Origin of the sequence: Staphylococcus ureilyticus (assembly GCF_025558845.1) — a bacterium.
GTDB classification, from domain to species: Bacteria; Bacillota; Bacilli; order Staphylococcales; family Staphylococcaceae; genus Staphylococcus; species Staphylococcus ureilyticus.
This window is the reverse complement of sequence record NZ_CP094825.1, coordinates 2,476,590-2,493,653: the sequence shown is the minus strand read 5'-3', so window position 1 is coordinate 2,493,653 and position 17,064 is coordinate 2,476,590. Positions and strand designations below refer to the sequence as shown.

14 protein-coding genes are annotated in these 17,064 nt (G+C 36.6%); 10 read left to right on the top strand and 4 right to left on the bottom strand.

All coding sequences use genetic code 11. The features are described from left to right. Nucleotides 1-507 precede the first annotated feature (507 nt). Nucleotides 508-1,854 carry an alanine/glycine:cation symporter family protein gene (locus MUA21_RS12180; protein ID WP_107526051.1) on the top strand — a complete coding sequence of 449 codons (1,347 nt, stop codon included), beginning with the start codon at nt 508-510 and terminating at the stop codon, nt 1,852-1,854. A 123-nt stretch (nt 1,855-1,977) separates the two neighbouring features. Here the strand turns inward: MUA21_RS12180 and MUA21_RS12175 are convergent, their stop codons facing one another. The 3 genes from MUA21_RS12175 to MUA21_RS12165 all read right to left on the bottom strand — a co-directional run bounded on the left by MUA21_RS12175 (nt 1,978) and on the right by MUA21_RS12165 (nt 4,931). Further along, on the bottom strand, nt 1,978-2,565 hold the full coding sequence (locus MUA21_RS12175) for a histidine phosphatase family protein (RefSeq protein WP_262561398.1): 588 nt from the start codon (nt 2,563-2,565) through the stop codon (nt 1,978-1,980). Between the two features lie 273 nt (nt 2,566-2,838). After that, nucleotides 2,839-4,089, bottom strand: a complete 1,251-nt coding sequence (locus MUA21_RS12170) for a M20 family metallo-hydrolase (RefSeq protein WP_070038335.1) — start codon at nt 4,087-4,089, stop codon at nt 2,839-2,841. Next, nucleotides 4,089-4,931, bottom strand: a complete 843-nt coding sequence (locus MUA21_RS12165) for an alpha/beta hydrolase (protein WP_262561395.1) — start codon at nt 4,929-4,931, stop codon at nt 4,089-4,091. Before MUA21_RS12165 ends, MUA21_RS12170 begins: the two co-directional genes overlap by 1 nt. A gap of 174 nt (nt 4,932-5,105) precedes the next feature. Between MUA21_RS12165 and allC the strand changes: the two genes are divergently transcribed. The 9 genes from allC to MUA21_RS12120 all read left to right on the top strand — a co-directional run bounded on the left by allC (nt 5,106) and on the right by MUA21_RS12120 (nt 15,591). After that, complete coding sequence (gene allC, locus MUA21_RS12160; RefSeq protein WP_046207021.1) at nt 5,106-6,338, top strand: allantoate deiminase; 1,233 nt, start codon at nt 5,106-5,108, stop codon at nt 6,336-6,338. 125 nt (nt 6,339-6,463) lie between these two features. Beyond that, nucleotides 6,464-7,252 (top strand): (S)-ureidoglycine aminohydrolase, encoded by a 789-nt coding sequence (gene allE, locus MUA21_RS12155; RefSeq protein ID WP_046207020.1) that lies wholly within the window; start codon nt 6,464-6,466, stop codon nt 7,250-7,252. 15 nt (nt 7,253-7,267) lie between these two features. Next, on the top strand, nt 7,268-8,299 hold the full coding sequence (gene allD / locus MUA21_RS12150; RefSeq protein WP_262561393.1) for an ureidoglycolate dehydrogenase: 1,032 nt from the start codon (nt 7,268-7,270) through the stop codon (nt 8,297-8,299). Between the two features lie 156 nt (nt 8,300-8,455). Continuing rightward, nucleotides 8,456-9,505 carry an ureidoglycolate dehydrogenase gene (gene allD, locus MUA21_RS12145; protein ID WP_046207018.1) on the top strand — a complete coding sequence of 350 codons (1,050 nt, stop codon included), beginning with the start codon at nt 8,456-8,458 and terminating at the stop codon, nt 9,503-9,505. Between the two features lie 15 nt (nt 9,506-9,520). Beyond that, the gene (locus MUA21_RS12140) at nt 9,521-11,281 is read left to right on the top strand and encodes an acyl-CoA synthetase FdrA (RefSeq protein WP_262561392.1); all 1,761 of its coding nucleotides are present in this window, start codon (nt 9,521-9,523) and stop codon (nt 11,279-11,281) included. 1 nt (nt 11,282) lies between these two features. After that, nucleotides 11,283-12,548, top strand: coding sequence for a YlbE family protein (locus MUA21_RS12135; RefSeq protein WP_262561391.1), 1,266 nt, complete (start codon nt 11,283-11,285; stop codon nt 12,546-12,548). Continuing rightward, the gene (locus tag MUA21_RS12130) at nt 12,545-13,315 is read left to right on the top strand and encodes an oxamate carbamoyltransferase subunit AllH family protein (protein WP_262561390.1); all 771 of its coding nucleotides are present in this window, start codon (nt 12,545-12,547) and stop codon (nt 13,313-13,315) included. The genes MUA21_RS12135 and MUA21_RS12130 overlap by 4 nt, the downstream gene beginning before the upstream one ends. Before the next feature lie 13 nt (nt 13,316-13,328). After that, the gene (gene arcC / locus MUA21_RS12125) at nt 13,329-14,276 is read left to right on the top strand and encodes a carbamate kinase (protein ID WP_262561389.1); all 948 of its coding nucleotides are present in this window, start codon (nt 13,329-13,331) and stop codon (nt 14,274-14,276) included. A gap of 106 nt (nt 14,277-14,382) precedes the next feature. After that, the gene (locus MUA21_RS12120; protein WP_262561388.1) at nt 14,383-15,591 is read left to right on the top strand and encodes a CynX/NimT family MFS transporter; all 1,209 of its coding nucleotides are present in this window, start codon (nt 14,383-14,385) and stop codon (nt 15,589-15,591) included. A gap of 168 nt (nt 15,592-15,759) precedes the next feature. Here the strand turns inward: MUA21_RS12120 and MUA21_RS12115 are convergent, their stop codons facing one another. Next, nucleotides 15,760-16,989, bottom strand: a complete 1,230-nt coding sequence (locus MUA21_RS12115; RefSeq protein ID WP_262561387.1) for a pyridoxal-phosphate-dependent aminotransferase family protein — start codon at nt 16,987-16,989, stop codon at nt 15,760-15,762. Nucleotides 16,990-17,064: the final 75 nt, after the last annotated feature.

Genomic DNA, 17,064 nt, shown 5'->3' with positions numbered 1-17,064 from the left:
AAGTTCAACAAGGATTAATCCGTTTACTAAATGGATTGGTCCATACTGTCGACAAAGTCTCTGACTTTGTTGGCAGTTTTTTTATGCGCGCTTTCTAGGGCCATTGCCTTAGCTGTAGTCTTTCGCTAGTGTGCTTACCACAAGAGTAGGTATAAACCACTGCCAACATCACTCAAAATGATTACAATATATCAATCAAATCAGTGAGACAAGTGATTCAAAGAAATAGAAGTAAATGTAGCAGACCATTGATATTTAGGGTAGAGCTGAAGATTTAAAATTTGTTAATACTGTAAAGAAACAAAAACTGATCCATTTATTAACGGGACTATTTTTTGTTTTCACAAGCTCTGAACTCGGTTTGAGTGAACAACTCTAGGGAATAATATTACATAATACATTTTTAAGTATCTACATATATCGCTTTTAAAGTGATTGGAGTTTAAAGTCATATTACTTTGATCACAACATATGGTGAGATGCTTTAAAGCAAAGGGGTTGTAATATTTGGAAAAATTAATTTCTTTTTCGGATTGGTTATGGGGTTATCCACTTGTACTCCTGCTTTTGTTTGCAAGTGTATTTTTGACAGTCTATTTAAATTTTATTCAATTTAGGCATTTTTTCTATATGCTCAAACAAACATTTGGGAGTGTTAATAAAAAACCTAGAGGGGAAGGAACAATTACACCACGTCAGGCTTTAACTTCCGCCTTATCTTCAACTGTAGGTGCAGCTAATATTGTGGGTGTACCTACTGCGATAATGATGGGTGGGCCTGGTGCGGTATTTTGGATGATGGTTATCGCTTTTTTAGGCATGGCTTTAAAATTTAGTGAGAATGTCTTAGGTGTCCACTATCGTGAGAAAAATAAAAAAGGTGAGTTTGTGGGCGGTCCGACTTATTACATGAAAAAAGGCTTTAAAAACAAGAAGTTAGGCACAATTTTTTCGTTGATATTTGCCTTTGCACTGATGATTGAAATTGTTCCAAGTATTATGGTTCAAGGTCATTCTGCGGCGAGCACGATGAAGGATACATTTAATGTGCCTATGGCGGTTTCTGGTGTTATATTAGCAGTTCTTGCTGCACTCGTCGTTTTTGGCGGTGTGAAACGTATTGCTTCGTTTGCTGAAAAAATTGTACCAATCATGGTTGGACTTTACTGTTTTTTTGGTTTTTTAATCATTTTAATGAATATTAGTCATGTCCCTAATGTTATTTGGTTAGTGATAGAACAGGCATTTAATCCTACGGCAGCTGTAGGAGGTACATTTGGTGCAGCATTAGCTACTACAATTCGTTGGGGCTTTGCGAGAGGGATTTATTCTAATGAAGCTGGTCTTGGTACATCGTCAATTGCGCATGCAGCTGCAAAAACGGACCACCCAGTTCGACAAGCATTCTGGGGTATTAGTGAAATTGTGGTAGACACGTTAATCATTTGTAGTACTACTGGTTTTGTTGTCTTAGTTTCAGGTGTTTGGAAAGCGAGTGATGCGAAAGCGCAGTCTGCAGCGTTAACTGCCAGAGCATTTGAAAATACTTTTGGTCAATTTGGAAGTATGATGGTATCTATTTCGATGATGTTCTTCGTATTTTCAACCGTTGTAGTAGTTATTTTTTATGGATCGAGAATGGCAGAATTTTTATTTGGACTTACGGCAGGTTGGGTGATGAAAACAATATATGTGCTTTCGATGATCGTAGGTGCGTTAGGTGCTGCACAACAATTGTGGGACTTGCTTGATTTAGCACTTGCAGCCGTATTGATTCCAAACGTTATCGCAGTGATAATGTTATCGCCAAAAGTGAAATCGTTAACTACAGATTTCTTTAAAAATTATAAATAAACCTTATTAATATAAAAAGTACCAAACCTCATACTTGTCATTACTAAAAGGAAATATTGGCTTTAACTTTTAGTACGATGCATCATGAATGAGTGTTATGGTACTTTTAATTGTTGATGGTATTTATGATTTTGGGCTCTGAGCTGGTAAATGATGTGTCGTATTATAGTCTAGGATGTGCGTGTCATTGTCGTTAATTTCTAATGTACTGAAACTACCATTAGCAAGTCTAGTAATACCAGTGCCGATTGCTCCATTAGAAAAATAATAGAATATAGCATTAATAAAGGCGCCATGAGAGATAATTAAAATATTTTTATTTGTGTGATCTTGATGTACAGTCTCAAGCCCCTTTAAAAAACGTTCGGTAACCATTGCTTCAGTTTCTTTGTTTGGATATTCACGATTCGGAAAACGCGCATCTCGTTCGTAATAAGTAAGGCCTTCTGCATCTCCAAATGCAACTTCAATAAATGATTCCTTTTCATAAAGCGGTATGTTTAACTTTTGTTGAATAATTTGTCCAGTTTCTTTAGCTCTTAGTAATGGGCTCGTAATCATGAGGTCCCATTCATTTTGAAGTAAGAAAGCGCCACAAGCTTGCGCTTGTTTTATGCCTGATTCATTCAATGGGATGTCTGTTCTGCCCTGTAATTTACCAGCAATATTCCAATCTGTTTCTCCATGTCTAATAAAACATATTTTTGTCATTATAAATCAACCTTTACCTTGATGTGTTTTAAGCAGTATCTCTTTGATATTATTAACGATTTTTCTATTTATTATGGTATAACACGAATTAAATTTCCACTTATTATAAATAATCATAACACGTTTGCTTGTGTTAGATGGTGAAACACATATCAACGGACGTTGGTTTCAAGAACCATGCGTTTATGAAATGATGCATGATCATGATTGGTGTGATTATGCTGAAAGATTGTAGATTATATAGCAATTAATAGGTCAAAAGACTAATGTGCATTAAGTTTCCAATACTGTGTCAACTTTTGCTAATTCGATCGTTGTTGCAATCATCACATTAATACCTTTTTCGATTTGGCTATCAGTTACAGACTCTTTTGGCGAATGACTAATGCCATTTTTACATGGAATAAAAATCATACTTGTAGGACAAATGGGTGCGAAATTCATCGCATCATGACCAGCACCACTATACATATAGCGATATTGATATGCTAGTGCCTTACAACCGTCTTCAGAAATCTTAGCAATCGCTTGATTAAATTGTCGAGGTTGATCCTGACCTAAATCTTCTAATTCATAATCTGCTTGACGTTTTGTGGTAATGGTTTCGATGTGCGTTTTCATCTCTTCGACAACTTTTTCTCGAATATCTTCATCTTTTCCTCGAATATCGATGAGTAGTGTGACTTCACCAGGAATTGCATTCATTGTATTAGGATAAACGTTGGCATACCCCACAGTCGTTACTATCCCCTTATCATGATAAGCCTGACCTAAGGCTTCGATTTTTAAAATGACTTCAGCAGCAGTAGTCAATGCGTCTGTACGCATCGGCATAGGTGTTGATCCTGAGTGGCTAGTAATACCAGCTATTTGTAACTTGAAGCGGTGTGGTGCAGCAATGTGTGTGACGATGCCAATATCTTTTTGATTATTTTCAAGAATTGGACCTTGTTCAATATGTAATTCTAAAAATGCTTTGATTTTGTTTCTTTCAAATAATGCTGCTTTACCGTTCATATCTTGCGCTAAAGGTGCAACAATATCGTAAAGTACGTTGCCATCGTTATCTTTGATAAATTTCATATCATCTTTTGTCATTTTACCAGTAAGGTATTTACTTCCTAAAGTTGCTTCGTTGAAACGTGTAGATTCTTCGCAAGCAAATGCAATAATTATAATTGGATGATCCGTTTCTATATGATGCGCGTTTAAATGTTCGACTACTTCCAGTGCACCAAGCACACCTAATAGACCGTCATATTGGCCGCCATCCTTTACAGTATCGATATGTGAGCCTAGTACAATTGGTTTTAAAGAAGGATGCTTTCCTTCTCTACGTGCAATAACATTACCAAAGAAATCAAAGTAAACATCTAAACCTGCCTTTTGACATAACATTGAAAATTTTAAGGCTGCGACACGTTCTGGATGACTAAAAGCAATGCGGTTAATCCCCCCGTTTTTGGGGTTGCGAGCAAAATTATTAAATGTTTGAAAATTTTCTATTACATTTTGTAAGTTCATCATTTATCCCCTTCGATATTCAGTTTAATTTGATTCAAAAATTGAATAACTCGTTCATATACTGCTTTACTCGTTGAGTTAACTTCACGATCAAAATCATGGCTGTCTAGGTCTAAACGTTCAAAGTGACTCGTTTCAATTAATCTAGCTATATATTCACTTTCACTATAAGGTACATCAGGATCTCTTGTACAGTGTACAATGAACATAGGAGGGAAGTTTTTCATTTCTTGTGGTGTGATATTATAAGTACTTTGTGTAGATGATTGAATCCCTAAATAGGACATCCAACGTGCTTGACCACGAACATATAAGTAAATTGGATATCTTGTTTGCAACGGCGCAGATGTTAATGGTTTAGATTGAATCAATTGATTTAATATTTTCGGTGTAATTTGTGTGGATAGCGCTTGATATTGTTTATTTGGCTTCAAAAAGGCAGGCACATGTACACGCGAGTAACCATAGAAATCAATGATACTATCAACTTTACGATGACGTGCGACAAGCATAGCTAAAAATGCACCGGCTGAACGTCCGAAGGTAATCAGTGGTAACGAAGGATAAAGTGATTTTAAATGATCGTAGTTACTCAGTGCATCTTCAATAATCGTATCAATATGACTTTCTGGGGCAAGTCGATAGGAAACCATTATTAAGTGATAGGATTCGGATAAAATATCTATATACGCTTGCGGTAAATCGTTTGGTTGTCCAAAAATGAGTCCGCCACCATGAAAGTACATAATGACGCCTTTAGGGCTTTGGTTTTTAGCTGCTATGATGGAATAAGGTAATGGAAAACCATCCTTTGATAGACAAGTAGCTTTTTGTTGAGTCAAATTGACCTAGCCTCCTATTAGATATATTTTGCTAAATATATTATCTCAAATAAAAAACACGACGTATTTGTATAAATCGAATAAAAGTAAAGAACATTATTGTTAGAATTGTGAATGATAAGTCATATGTAAACGCTTATAATTGTATATGAAATGAAAAAGGAGTTGAATTACATGGACATCCGATCTTCTTTTGAGGCTCTAGACAAAAAATTCACTGCGTTTGGCGGTTTGACTGGTGGAGGCATCACGCGTCTACTTTATTCTAAAGAATGGTCAAATGCTGTACAAGCATTGAAAGAAACACTAGAAAAAGATGGATTTGAAACAGAATTCGATAGCATCGGCAACTTAAAAGGACGTATTGAAGGTAGTAAATACCCTGAAGAAACAATTATGTCCGGTTCTCACATTGACACAGTTGTTGAAGGTGGCCATTTAGATGGTCAATTTGGTGTGTTAGCTGCTGTTGTTGCGATGCAGTCACTTAAAGCCGAATATGGCCAACCATTACGTTCATTAGAAATTTTAGCTTTAGCGGAAGAGGAAGGTAGTCGTTTCCCATTTGCTTTCTGGGGAAGTAAAAACTTCTTCAACTTAGCTGATAAAGCTGATGTAGATTCAATTGCTGATGGTGAAGGTGTTGCTTTTAAAGAAGCGATGCGTGAATGTGGCTTTGATTATCGAACAGCAGATAATGATTATAGTTACATAAAATCATTTATCGAAGTGCATATTGAACAAGGTAAAGTATTAGAGACGGAAAATAAATCAATTGGTGTCGTTAACGGCATCGTTGGTCAAAAACGCTATACGATTAACTTAAAAGGTGAAGCAAACCATGCAGGTACGACACCGATGGGCTTGAGAAATGACGCAGTTGTAGCTTTCAGCAAAATTGCTAATCAATTAACAGATCGTGCGCGAGAAATAGGTGATCCATTAGTCATTACATTTGGTCGTGTAGACCCAGTGCCGAATACAGTTAATGTGGTTCCAGGAGAAGTTACGTTCTCTATTGATTGTCGTCATATTAATCAAGATGAGTTAAACCAATTTGCAGAAGAAATTGATGCATGTATTAAACGTGTATCTGAAGAAGAAGGCGTGCAATGCGACATCGATTTATGGATGGATGAAGCACCGACTTTGATGGATGAACGCTTGGTTAAAGAAGTTCAAAATGCTGCTGAAACAGTCGTGGGTGAATCAAAGTGGAAATTAATGCCTTCTGGTGCAGGTCACGATTCTCAAATTTTTGCTAAATATGTGCCGACATCAATGTTGTTTGTACCATCTATTAATGGTGTGAGTCACAACGTTGAAGAAGAGACAAATGTAGAAGATTTAGTTAAAGGTATCGAAGTGTTAAAACAAGTATTATATAAACTTGCTTATAAAGAATAATACTTAGTCATAGACACCTAGAACAACATCATTGAGCTATATAAATAAACATGGTTCAACAAACTTTTTATAGAGAAAAGCAAAAAAGATTTTAAATACAGATAAAGAAAAGGAGCATTTTATTTATGGGTTATATTAATCATAATCAAGGATATAGAGAAGGTTTATTAGAAACACGTTCAGTAATTAAAAAAGATAACTATGCAGTCATCACACCAGATGGTTTAGTAAATAATGTTGTACCTGGTTTTGAAGATTGTGACGTAACGATTTTAGGTTCACCAAGACTTGGTGCGCGTTTCGTAGACTACCTCGTAACATTGAAAAATCAAGGTGGAAATAGACAAGGATTTGGTGGAAATGGTGTTCAAACATTCATCTATGTTGAATACGGAAACATCAACGCGTATGCGGATGATAAAAAATATGAATTGAGTGCAGGTGGTTATTTATATGTACCATCTCATCAAGTAATGACATTTGAAAATAGCAATCAAAATAATGACAGCCGAGTATTCTTATATAAAAAACGTTATCAACCTTTAGAAGGTTATACGCCAGAAGTTGTAACTGGAAACGTTAATGATATGGTTCAAGAGCCATATGAAGGCATGGAAGAAGTTAAAATTCTTGATTTGCTACCAAAAGAATTAGCATATGATATGAATATTCACATCTTGTCATTTAAACCAGGTGCTTCACACGGTTATATTGAAACACACGTTCAAGAACATGGGGCTTATGTATTAAGTGGACGTGGTATGTACAACTTAGACAACGAATGGCAACCAGTTGATAAAGGTGATTATATCTTTATGGGTGCTTATGCACCACAAGCAACTTATGCTGTTGGTTTAGACGAACCATTCGCTTACATCTATTCCAAGGATGCAAATAGAGATATAGAAATTTAAGGAAGGTTGTTAGTCATGGAAGAGGGAGCATTAATATACGTCGAACGTGGTAAACTACGCCAATTATTTAAAAAGAAATTAACACATGCAGGTTTACCTGACGCGCAAGCTGAAAAAACAGCAGATCTGATGATATTTGCTGACGAACGAGGCATTCATTCACATGGCTCAGTTCGAATGCAGTATTATGCAGAACGAATTGCTAAAAAAGGTTTTAATTTGGAACCAGATTTGAAATTTACGAAGACGGGTCCTTCAGCAGGCACATACTTCGGCGATAATGCTGTTGGCCATTATGTTGCATATCAAGCGATGGAAGAAGCGATCAATTTAGCAAAATCCAGTGGTATCGGCATGGTAGGTATTCAAGAGATGGGGCATAGTGGTGCCATTGGCTATTTTGCAGAACAAGCTGCAAAACAAGGTATGGTTGCATTAACCGTATGCCAATCTGACCCAATGGTCGTACCATTTGGTGGTACAGAATCTTATTTTGGTACGAATCCAATCGCTTTTGCGTCACCACGAAAAAGTGGTGATCCTATATTGTTTGATATGGCAACAACGGTACAAGCGTGGGGGAAAATATTAGATGCACGCTCAAAAAACAAATCAATACCTGATACATGGGCAGTGGACAAACATGGTGAACCTACTGCAGATCCTTTTGAAGTAGCTGCGTTATTACCTGTTGCCGGACCAAAAGGTTACGGTTTGATGATGATGGTAGACATATTAGCAGGTAGCTTGTTAGGTTTACCGTTTGGTAAGCATGTCACTTCAATGTATGAAGATTTAAGTCAATATCGTAGATTAGGACAATTTCATATCGTAATTAATCCAGCATATTTTGGTGATGAAACACAGTTTTTAACACAGGTTTCTGACATGGTAGATGAGTTGCATGACGTTAAACCTGCTAAAGGTTTTGATCAAGTGTATTATCCAGGTGAGATTCAAGAAGAAGTTAAAAAACAATATGCAGAGCGAGGTATTCCAGTTCCGCAAGAAATTTATGATTATTTAATATCTGATGACATATATTAGGAAGTAATAAAAAGAAGTGAACGAGATAATTTAATGTAATAAATGGTGACTTATGACATTTAGCATGGTGCGTCTTTAGTAACTTCTTTTTTTACTGCTTGAAAACACAAATTTTAATGAAATATAACACAATAATAGTAATAAGGAGGTTGTAATATGCGTGTTTCTAAAAATGATTTATTTGATTTAATGAAAAATAAACTAGTTAAAGCAGGATTAAATGAAGATGCTGCAAAGGATGTCGCTGATGTTTTGACTTTTGCAGACCATAGAGGTATTCATTCTCATGGTGCAGTCAGAGTGGAATATTATGCGGAACGTATTGCTAAGGGAGGTATTACTGCTAACCCTGAGTATCAATTTGAGCAAACAGGTCCTTCGACAGGTGTTTTTGAAGGGGATAATGGCCCTGGACATCAAGCTGCGAAACAAGCGATGGAAAAAGCAATTGCAATGGCAAAAGAAAATGGTGTCGCAGTTGTTGGTGTGAAACATATCTCTCATAGTGGTGCCTTAGGTTACTTTGTGGAAATGGCATCTAAAGCAAACATGGTTGGTTTAAGTATGTGTCAATCTGATCCAATGGTCGTACCGTTTGGTGGTACAGAACCTTATTTTGGTACAAATCCAATTGCATTTAGTGCGCCGTCTAATGATGAGAGAATTATTACATTTGATATGGCGACAACAGTACAAGCATGGGGCAAAGTGCTCGATGCTAGAGCCAAACATCAATCTATTCCAGATACTTGGGCAGTAGATGCTAACGGCGAGCCAACAACAAATGCAAGAGATGTTCATGCACTAGTTCCAGTGGCAGGTCCAAAAGGTTACGGTTTGATGATGATGGTAGATATCTTGTCTGGAAGCCTGTTAGGTGTGCCACATGGTGTTCATGTTTCATCTATGTACAAAGACTTAACTAAAGGTCGTGACCTAGGACAATTACACATCGTCATTAACCCTGCATTTTTTACTGACTTAGATCAATTTAAATCACGTATTTCAACGATGTTAGATGAACTAAAAGCGCAACCAGCTGCTGAAGGATATGGAGAAATATTCTATCCAGGTGAACGTGGACGCTTACGTAGTGAAAAATACGATGAAAAAGGCATTGAAATAGTTGATGAAATTTACGATTACTTAGTGTCAGAGGATGTACACTTTGATCGTTATCATGGAAAAAATAGATTTGCAGAATAATAACGGAGGAATAGTATGTTATACACAATAATTAAAGAAAACACGTACCAAGATTCGATTGTATTAATGTTGTTATCGAATAAATTGTCTGCTATTGATGGTGTGAACCAAGTTTCAATTATGATGGGCACGCCTGCCAATAAGGATATTTTCAAATCATCAGGATTTGACACTGAAGCATTAGATAATGCGAAACCTAATGACATCGTTGTTATCGTAGATACTGATGATGAATCTAAAGTTGATGAAGTTAATGAACAAGTTGATGCAGAACTCAAAGGTAAAGGTGAAGAGGATGACAAGTCTAAAAAGCAAGACGAAGCTTCAAACTGGAACCGTGCTTTAGAATTAGCAAACAATCCAAACTTGGCATTAATTTCAATTCCTGGTCAATATGCAGCGATGGAAGCTGAAACTGCTTTGAAAAACAATTTAAATGTATTTATGTTTAGTGATAACGTTGCAAAAGCTGACGAAGTGCGCTTAAAACAAATGGCGCATGAAAAAGGATTATTAGTGATGGGGCCTGACTGTGGTACAGGGATAATCCATAGCCTACCACTTGCATTTACTAACACAGTGAACGAAGGTGACATTGGCGTTATCGGTGCTTCTGGTACAGGTATCCAAGAAGTGACTACTATCATTGACCGTGAAGGCAAAGGTGTGACAAATGCAATCGGTACTGGCGGTCGTGACTTATCAACTGAGGTTGGTGCGATTACGATGTTAGATAGTATAAAAGCATTAAATGCCGATCCTAAAGTTAAAGTCATTACTGTTATATCTAAACCACCAGCTAAAGAAGTCGAAGAAAAAGTATTAAATCTTCTACGTAATATTGAAAAACCTGTGGTTACCTTATTCTTAGGTTCTAAACCAACTTACACAGAAGAAAATATCTATCATGCATATACTTTAGAAGAAGCGGCACGCGTATCTGTCCAACTATCTAATGATGAAACGCCGCAATTTAACCCAACATTTAAAGAAAATCTTGGTATTAAATTTGCTGACAATCAAGACGGCATCAAAGGATATTATTCAGGCGGTACTTTAGCTTCAGAAGCAGCAATGTTAGTGAAGGATACTTTAGGCGACGCTTCAGGTGAAGTAACACCAGAAGGATTCTCATATAAAGGTGGAAACCATGAAATTATCGACTTAGGCGATGACATTTATACACAAGGTAGACCACATCCAATGATCGATCCATCGAAACGCATTGAAATGTTAGAAACATCATCTGATGATCCATCAACTGCTGTAATTATGTTAGATAATGTTATTGGTTATGGTAGTCATGATGATATGGCTAGCGAACTTGCACCGACAATCAAAACGATTTTAGACAAAGTTAAAGCTAATGGTCGTTCATTAGCAGTGCTTGCTACAGTTGTTGGTACGCAACATGATCATCAAGGGTATGATAATCAAGTTAAAACTTTAAAAGAAGCTGGTGCGATTGTTTGTGAAACAAACGACCAAATGGTTCGTACTGCGCTTAACTTAGTTGGCAGTAAAGTAGCACAACCAAAATTATCAACGAAATCATTTGATTCAGAACCCGTAGATTTAACTGTAGATGAAAAAGTGATGAATTTAATAAATATGAAACCAAGCGTGATTAACATTGGATTGAAGAGCTTTACTGAAGCAATCCAAGCAAATGATGCACCAGTCGTTCAATTCAACTGGCGTCCAATTGCAGGAGGAGACGAAAAATTAATGAAAGTACTGCAATTCTTAAACAATTATGAAGGAGAGACGGTATAAAATGGCATATAAAACAATAGATGAAGCTAACCAAGCAGTCATTGATAAGATGATTGCAGCAGCACCATTTTTAGTGGATGTCGTGCCAGCTAAATCTAAAATTCCTGAACTCAAAGAAAACGTATTATTACATGCTGGCCCACCAATTAAATATGAAAATATGACTGATCCTATGCAAGGTTCTTGTGTCGGTGCAATTCTTTTTGAAGGATGGGCAGACAATGAACAAGAAGCACGTAAATTGTTAGAAGAAGGTCAAATCACTTTCATCCCTTGTCACCACGTCAATGCAGTAGGTCCAATGGGTGGTATTACATCAGCTAATATGCCTGTACTTGTTGTGGAAAACAGAGAAACAGGTAACGAAGCATATTGCCAAATGAACGAAGGTATCGGCGCAGTATTACGTTTCGGTGCTTATAATGATACAGTAGTCAATCGTCTTCACTGGATGAAAGATGTTTTAGGACCGGTATTAAGTAAGGCATTACACAAAATGAACGATGGTTTAAATGTGAACGTATTAATCGCTAAAGCAATTGCAATGGGTGATGAATTCCACCAACGTAACATTGCAGCTTCATTAGCTTTCTTAAAAGAAGTTACGCCTATCATCTCATCATTAGATGATGTTGAAGCAGAAAAACGTACTGAGGTATTACAATTCTTAGCTGATACAGACCAATTCTTCTTGAACATAGCGATGGCTACAGGTAAAGCTATGATGGATGCAGCACGTACAATTGAGCACGGTACAGTTGTAACAGCGATGTGTCGTAACGGTGAAAACTTTGGTATTCGTATCGCTGGTATGGGCGATGAATGGTTTACTGCACCAGTCAATACGCCACATGGGCTATTTTTCACAGGTTACTCTGCTGAAGATGCTAATACTGATATTGGTGACTCAGCGATTACTGAAACGATTGGTGTTGGTGGTATGGCAATGATCGCTGCACCAGCTGTAACTAGATTCGTTGGTACTGGGGGCTTTGATGACGCATTAGATATCAGTAATGAAATGACTGAAATTTGTATCGGTGAGAATCCAAACTTTGCCATCCCTACATGGAACTTCAAAGGTGCTTGCTTAGGTATTGATGCACGTAAAGTCGTTGAAACTGGTATTACGCCAGTTATTAATACAGGTATTGCTCATAAAATTGCAGGTTATGGTCAAATCGGTGCAGGTACCGTTCACCCACCGATTGAATGTTTCGAAAAAGCAATTACTGCATATGCTGAGAAATTAGGTTTTAAAGCGTGATTTTCCACGCAACAGCTATAGGCAATATTGCCCAGGAAATATTGGCAAATCATCAAACCTTTTATGTGCATAGTATATTTAACAAAGGATTCAATATTGTCAATGATGCGCAAGAACTGATATTTATAGGTACCGATGAAAATGGCATGTTTCCGTTCGGCATATTAATAGATCAACAAACGAAACAAAGTTTGTTAAACGAGATTACTTTAAACCAACAAATCTCTATAGGTCCTAACACGATATATATTAGTAAAACATGCCAACTTGTGTGGCATGTCCCATCATTGCCATTTAAAGACTTCGCTGAAAAGGTAAATAATGATGAACTCAAGCAGAATATATCGACATATGATTTTATGATGTATGAAGAAGGTGACTTTGACCGCCAAACAATGAGTCGAATCATACATGCGCTTAAAGATGAAGATGTTGAAACCGTAGAACATTATTATCGCTACTTAATTGGTAGAGGAAAAGGGCTTACGCCCTCTGGTGATGACATTCTAACTGGTATGTTGTTCATTCATTTTACTGATCCTTATATTAGAAAACCAAATTTAGAAAAATTAAAACAACTACTTGATGAACCATTAACAACACTAGTAGGAGAAACATTTTTAAAATGCGCACAGCAAGGGTTGTTTAGTTCGAAAATATCAGAGTTACAACATGAGCCGTCACTGGCAAATATTGATCGACTGCTTAAAGTAGGTTCGTCATCAGGAAGAGACACAGTATATGGCATGTTTGTAGCATTAATTTGAAGGAGTGAAACGTATGAGTAAGCGTGTTGTACTTGCTTTAGGCGGTAACGCTATTTTACAACCTAAACAAGAAGCGTCATACGACAATCAATATAAAAACGTGTTTGCTGCTACACGAAAAATGGCAGAGTTGAAAAAAATTGGACATAATGTTGTCATTACACATGGTAATGGACCACAAGTCGGTAATATTATTGCACAAAATGAAGCGGCAAAAGACGTTGTAGATCCACTTCCAATCAATGCATGTAACGCTGAATCACAAGGATTTATTGGTTATATGATGGAAGAATCATTGAAAAATCATTTAAATGCATTAAATATTCAAAGTGATGTGGTAACATTATTAACAATGGTAGAAGTGGATAAAGATGATAAGGCATTTGATAATCCAACAAAACCAATTGGCGTATTTTTTGACGAAATTGAAGCAAAACGCCTAGAAAAAACGCATGGTTTTGTGATGGTAGAAGATGCTGGTAGAGGTTACCGTCGTGTTGTTCCTTCACCAGAGCCACTCGTGATTCACGGTGTCAATCAAATCAAAGCATTGATTGACCAAGCGATCGTTATTTCATCTGGTGGCGGTGGTATACCAGTTTATCGTGATGAAAACGGGAATATTCAAGGTGTGGAAGCGGTAATCGATAAAGACCGCTCTGGTTTAAAACTTGCGCAACAAGTTGAAGCAGACACATTTATGATGTTAACAGATGTATCAAATGTTTGTGTGAACTTTGGTAAACCGAACGAAAAGAAATTAGCAACAATTTCAGTTGAACAAGCCAAAACTTATGTTGCCGAAGGGCAATTCCCTGCAGGAAGTATGTTACCTAAGATTGAAGCTGCGATTCAATTTGCTGAAATGGGTAAAGAAGCGATTATCTGTTCATTAGATGATGCAGTTGAAGCATTAGAAGGTAAAGCAGGTACACGTATTTTATTAAATGTTGAACAATAATGGATGAGTTCTTTAGAAACAATACTTGCGAATCGTTCAAATGGTTTTCATTTGATCGATTCGTTGTATTATTATATTAAAAGATCTGGAAGAAAGGTGGTATAAGATGACTGAACCCTATCGTATACATAGAATTAAAGAAAATTGGGGCGTAATTTTGGCAATTGTGTTTATTGCTTCTACCTTACGTGCGCCACTCACATCAGTAGGGCCTGTAGTTGATGAGATCAAGCATGTAATGGAAATTAATAACAGTGTTGCTGGCATCTTAACTACTATACCGCTCATTATTTTTGCGATTGTTTCTCCATTAGTATCGAGAGTAACGTCGCGTATCACAATGTCACGTACAATTCTGTACTCTACTATATTACTAATAATTGGATTGTATTTACGTGTAGCTGGTGATTTTACTTTATTTATTATTGGTACATTAGTATTAGGGATAGCAATTGCATTTGGTAACGTTGTATTACCTAGCTATGTAAAGTGGTATTTCCCAATGCAAATCGGCATTGCTACGGGCATTTATAGTGGAACTATGAACTTTACAGCAGGCTTAGGTGGCGGGTTAAGCTTCCCATTATCACAAACATCACTCGGTTTTAGGTTGTCACTGTCATTTTGGATTATTCTAGGTATTATCGCGATTATTTTGTGGATTCCTAAAGCACGTCAAGGTGCGCAATTAGAACAACATACAATTGATCAAACACAAATCAAACATCGTAAGAAAGTCAATATTGTCAAATCTAAATTAGCTTGGATGGTTGCTTTGACGATGGGCTTCCAATCTATGGTATTCTATACCGTTGTCGCATGGGTGCCATCTATATTAGTTGATAGAGGGGTAGATCCATCCACAGCAGGTTATTTATTAATGCTCAATCAATTTTCTCAAGTACCTATGACATTTTCATTTCCAATTATAGCATCTAAATTGAAAGACCAACGCATATTGGTCGTTATTATCACAATTTTATTCTTAACTGGTTTTAGCTTATTCTTTACACAATCATTAGTGTTACTTGTTATTGGTATGGTTATTGCTGGTTTAGCAATGGGAGCATGTTTCAGTTTATGTATGACATTCTTCTCAATTCGTGCACGGACGAGTGATGGTAGTATTTCATTATCCGGTTTTGGTCAATCTGTAGGATACTTAATTGCAGCGATTGGACCATTTTTAATTGGATACTTGCATGATTTCACAGGAAATTGGATATCAGGCATTGTTGCATTATTACTCATGTCATTACTATTTTTTATTTTTGGTTATCCTGCAGCTAAAAATAGAGTTGTAGAAGATGAATAATAGCAAAGACTTAAATTTATAATGAAAAAATTAAAAAGGTACGACACCAATGGTTTTTGATGGGCACTTCTAAAGTTGGACTAAAAATCTAACTTCTGAGATGTGCATCATTTTAGGATTGGAGTTGTACCTTTTTTGATTTATATAGTCAAATGATGTGTTGAAATCTTATGATATCGCATTATTATCATAGTGATTGATAAGTGTTTTAATTGCGTTTTCTATATCAAGATTTTTGATATGACCTTGAGCAAGAAGGTGAGTTGCAAATGCAGCTAAAAATGTTAAGATATTCTGTTTTTGGATAGCATAACCCATGATACCGATTCTCCATATTTTACCTTTTAACTCTCCAAAGGATCCTGCAATTTCTATGCCATAATTTTTTAATAAACTGTCTCTGAATGCTATATCATCTATACCATCAGGAATATTAACGCATATAACCATTTTCATTTCGTTCGATTCATTGCCGTATATTTCGAGTCCTAATGCCTTCAAGGCTGCTTTTAAACCTTCTTGGTGAAAGGCATGACGTTGCGCACGTGCTTCCAGTCCTTCAGATAGTGCTAATCTTAGACCAGTATGAAGTGCATATATTGCAGTCGTTGCTTCAGTATGGTGATTTAAACGTTTTGGGCTCCAATAATCTTGTAATTGTGCTAAATCTAAATAATTACTTCTGATAAAATGATCTGGTTCTGTGGTTTCAGTAGAGCGAATGCCAAGTTCTACACGTTTGCGCGCATTGATGGCATCACTAAATCTATCGTTGAAAGTAATTGGGGTAATACCTGAAGGAATAGATAAACATTTTTGAGCTCCACCAATAACTGCGTCTAATTCCCACTCATCTACTGGAATAACCATACCTTGGTATGTAGCCACAGCATCAACAACAGAAAATATCCCTCTTTCTTTACATGCTCGACCAAGTTGATCAATTGGTTGCAATCTACCAGTCGATGTTTCACCGTGTACAATAGCAAGTATTTTTGGTTGATATTGATCTAAAGCTTCAATGATTTCTGATTGTTCAAATACCTCTCCCATTGGTTTAAAAATGCTGTGAACGATACCACCAGCACGCGTAACCAGTTCAGCGAATAAATAGCCAAAACGTCCGATGACTGGAACTAGGACATCATCACCAGGTTTAACAATACTGGAAATCACAGCTTCTAAGCCAGCACGACTTGTGCCATCAATAGGAAATGACCATTGATTTTTTGTTAAAAAAGATTTACGAATTAGTTCCATTGTTTGATTCATAATGTCTACAAATTCATAGTCAAATTGACCTAAAATAGAGTTTGACATTGATTGTGAAACGCGGGGGTCTACGCTAACAGGGCCAGGTGTCATAATTAATCTTTTGTTGATTTTTAAATCATCCATATTTATTACCTCGTTTTCCTTTAAATTCCGTCATTATATATTATACTTTATTAAAGCTGAGTTATATTCGTCAAA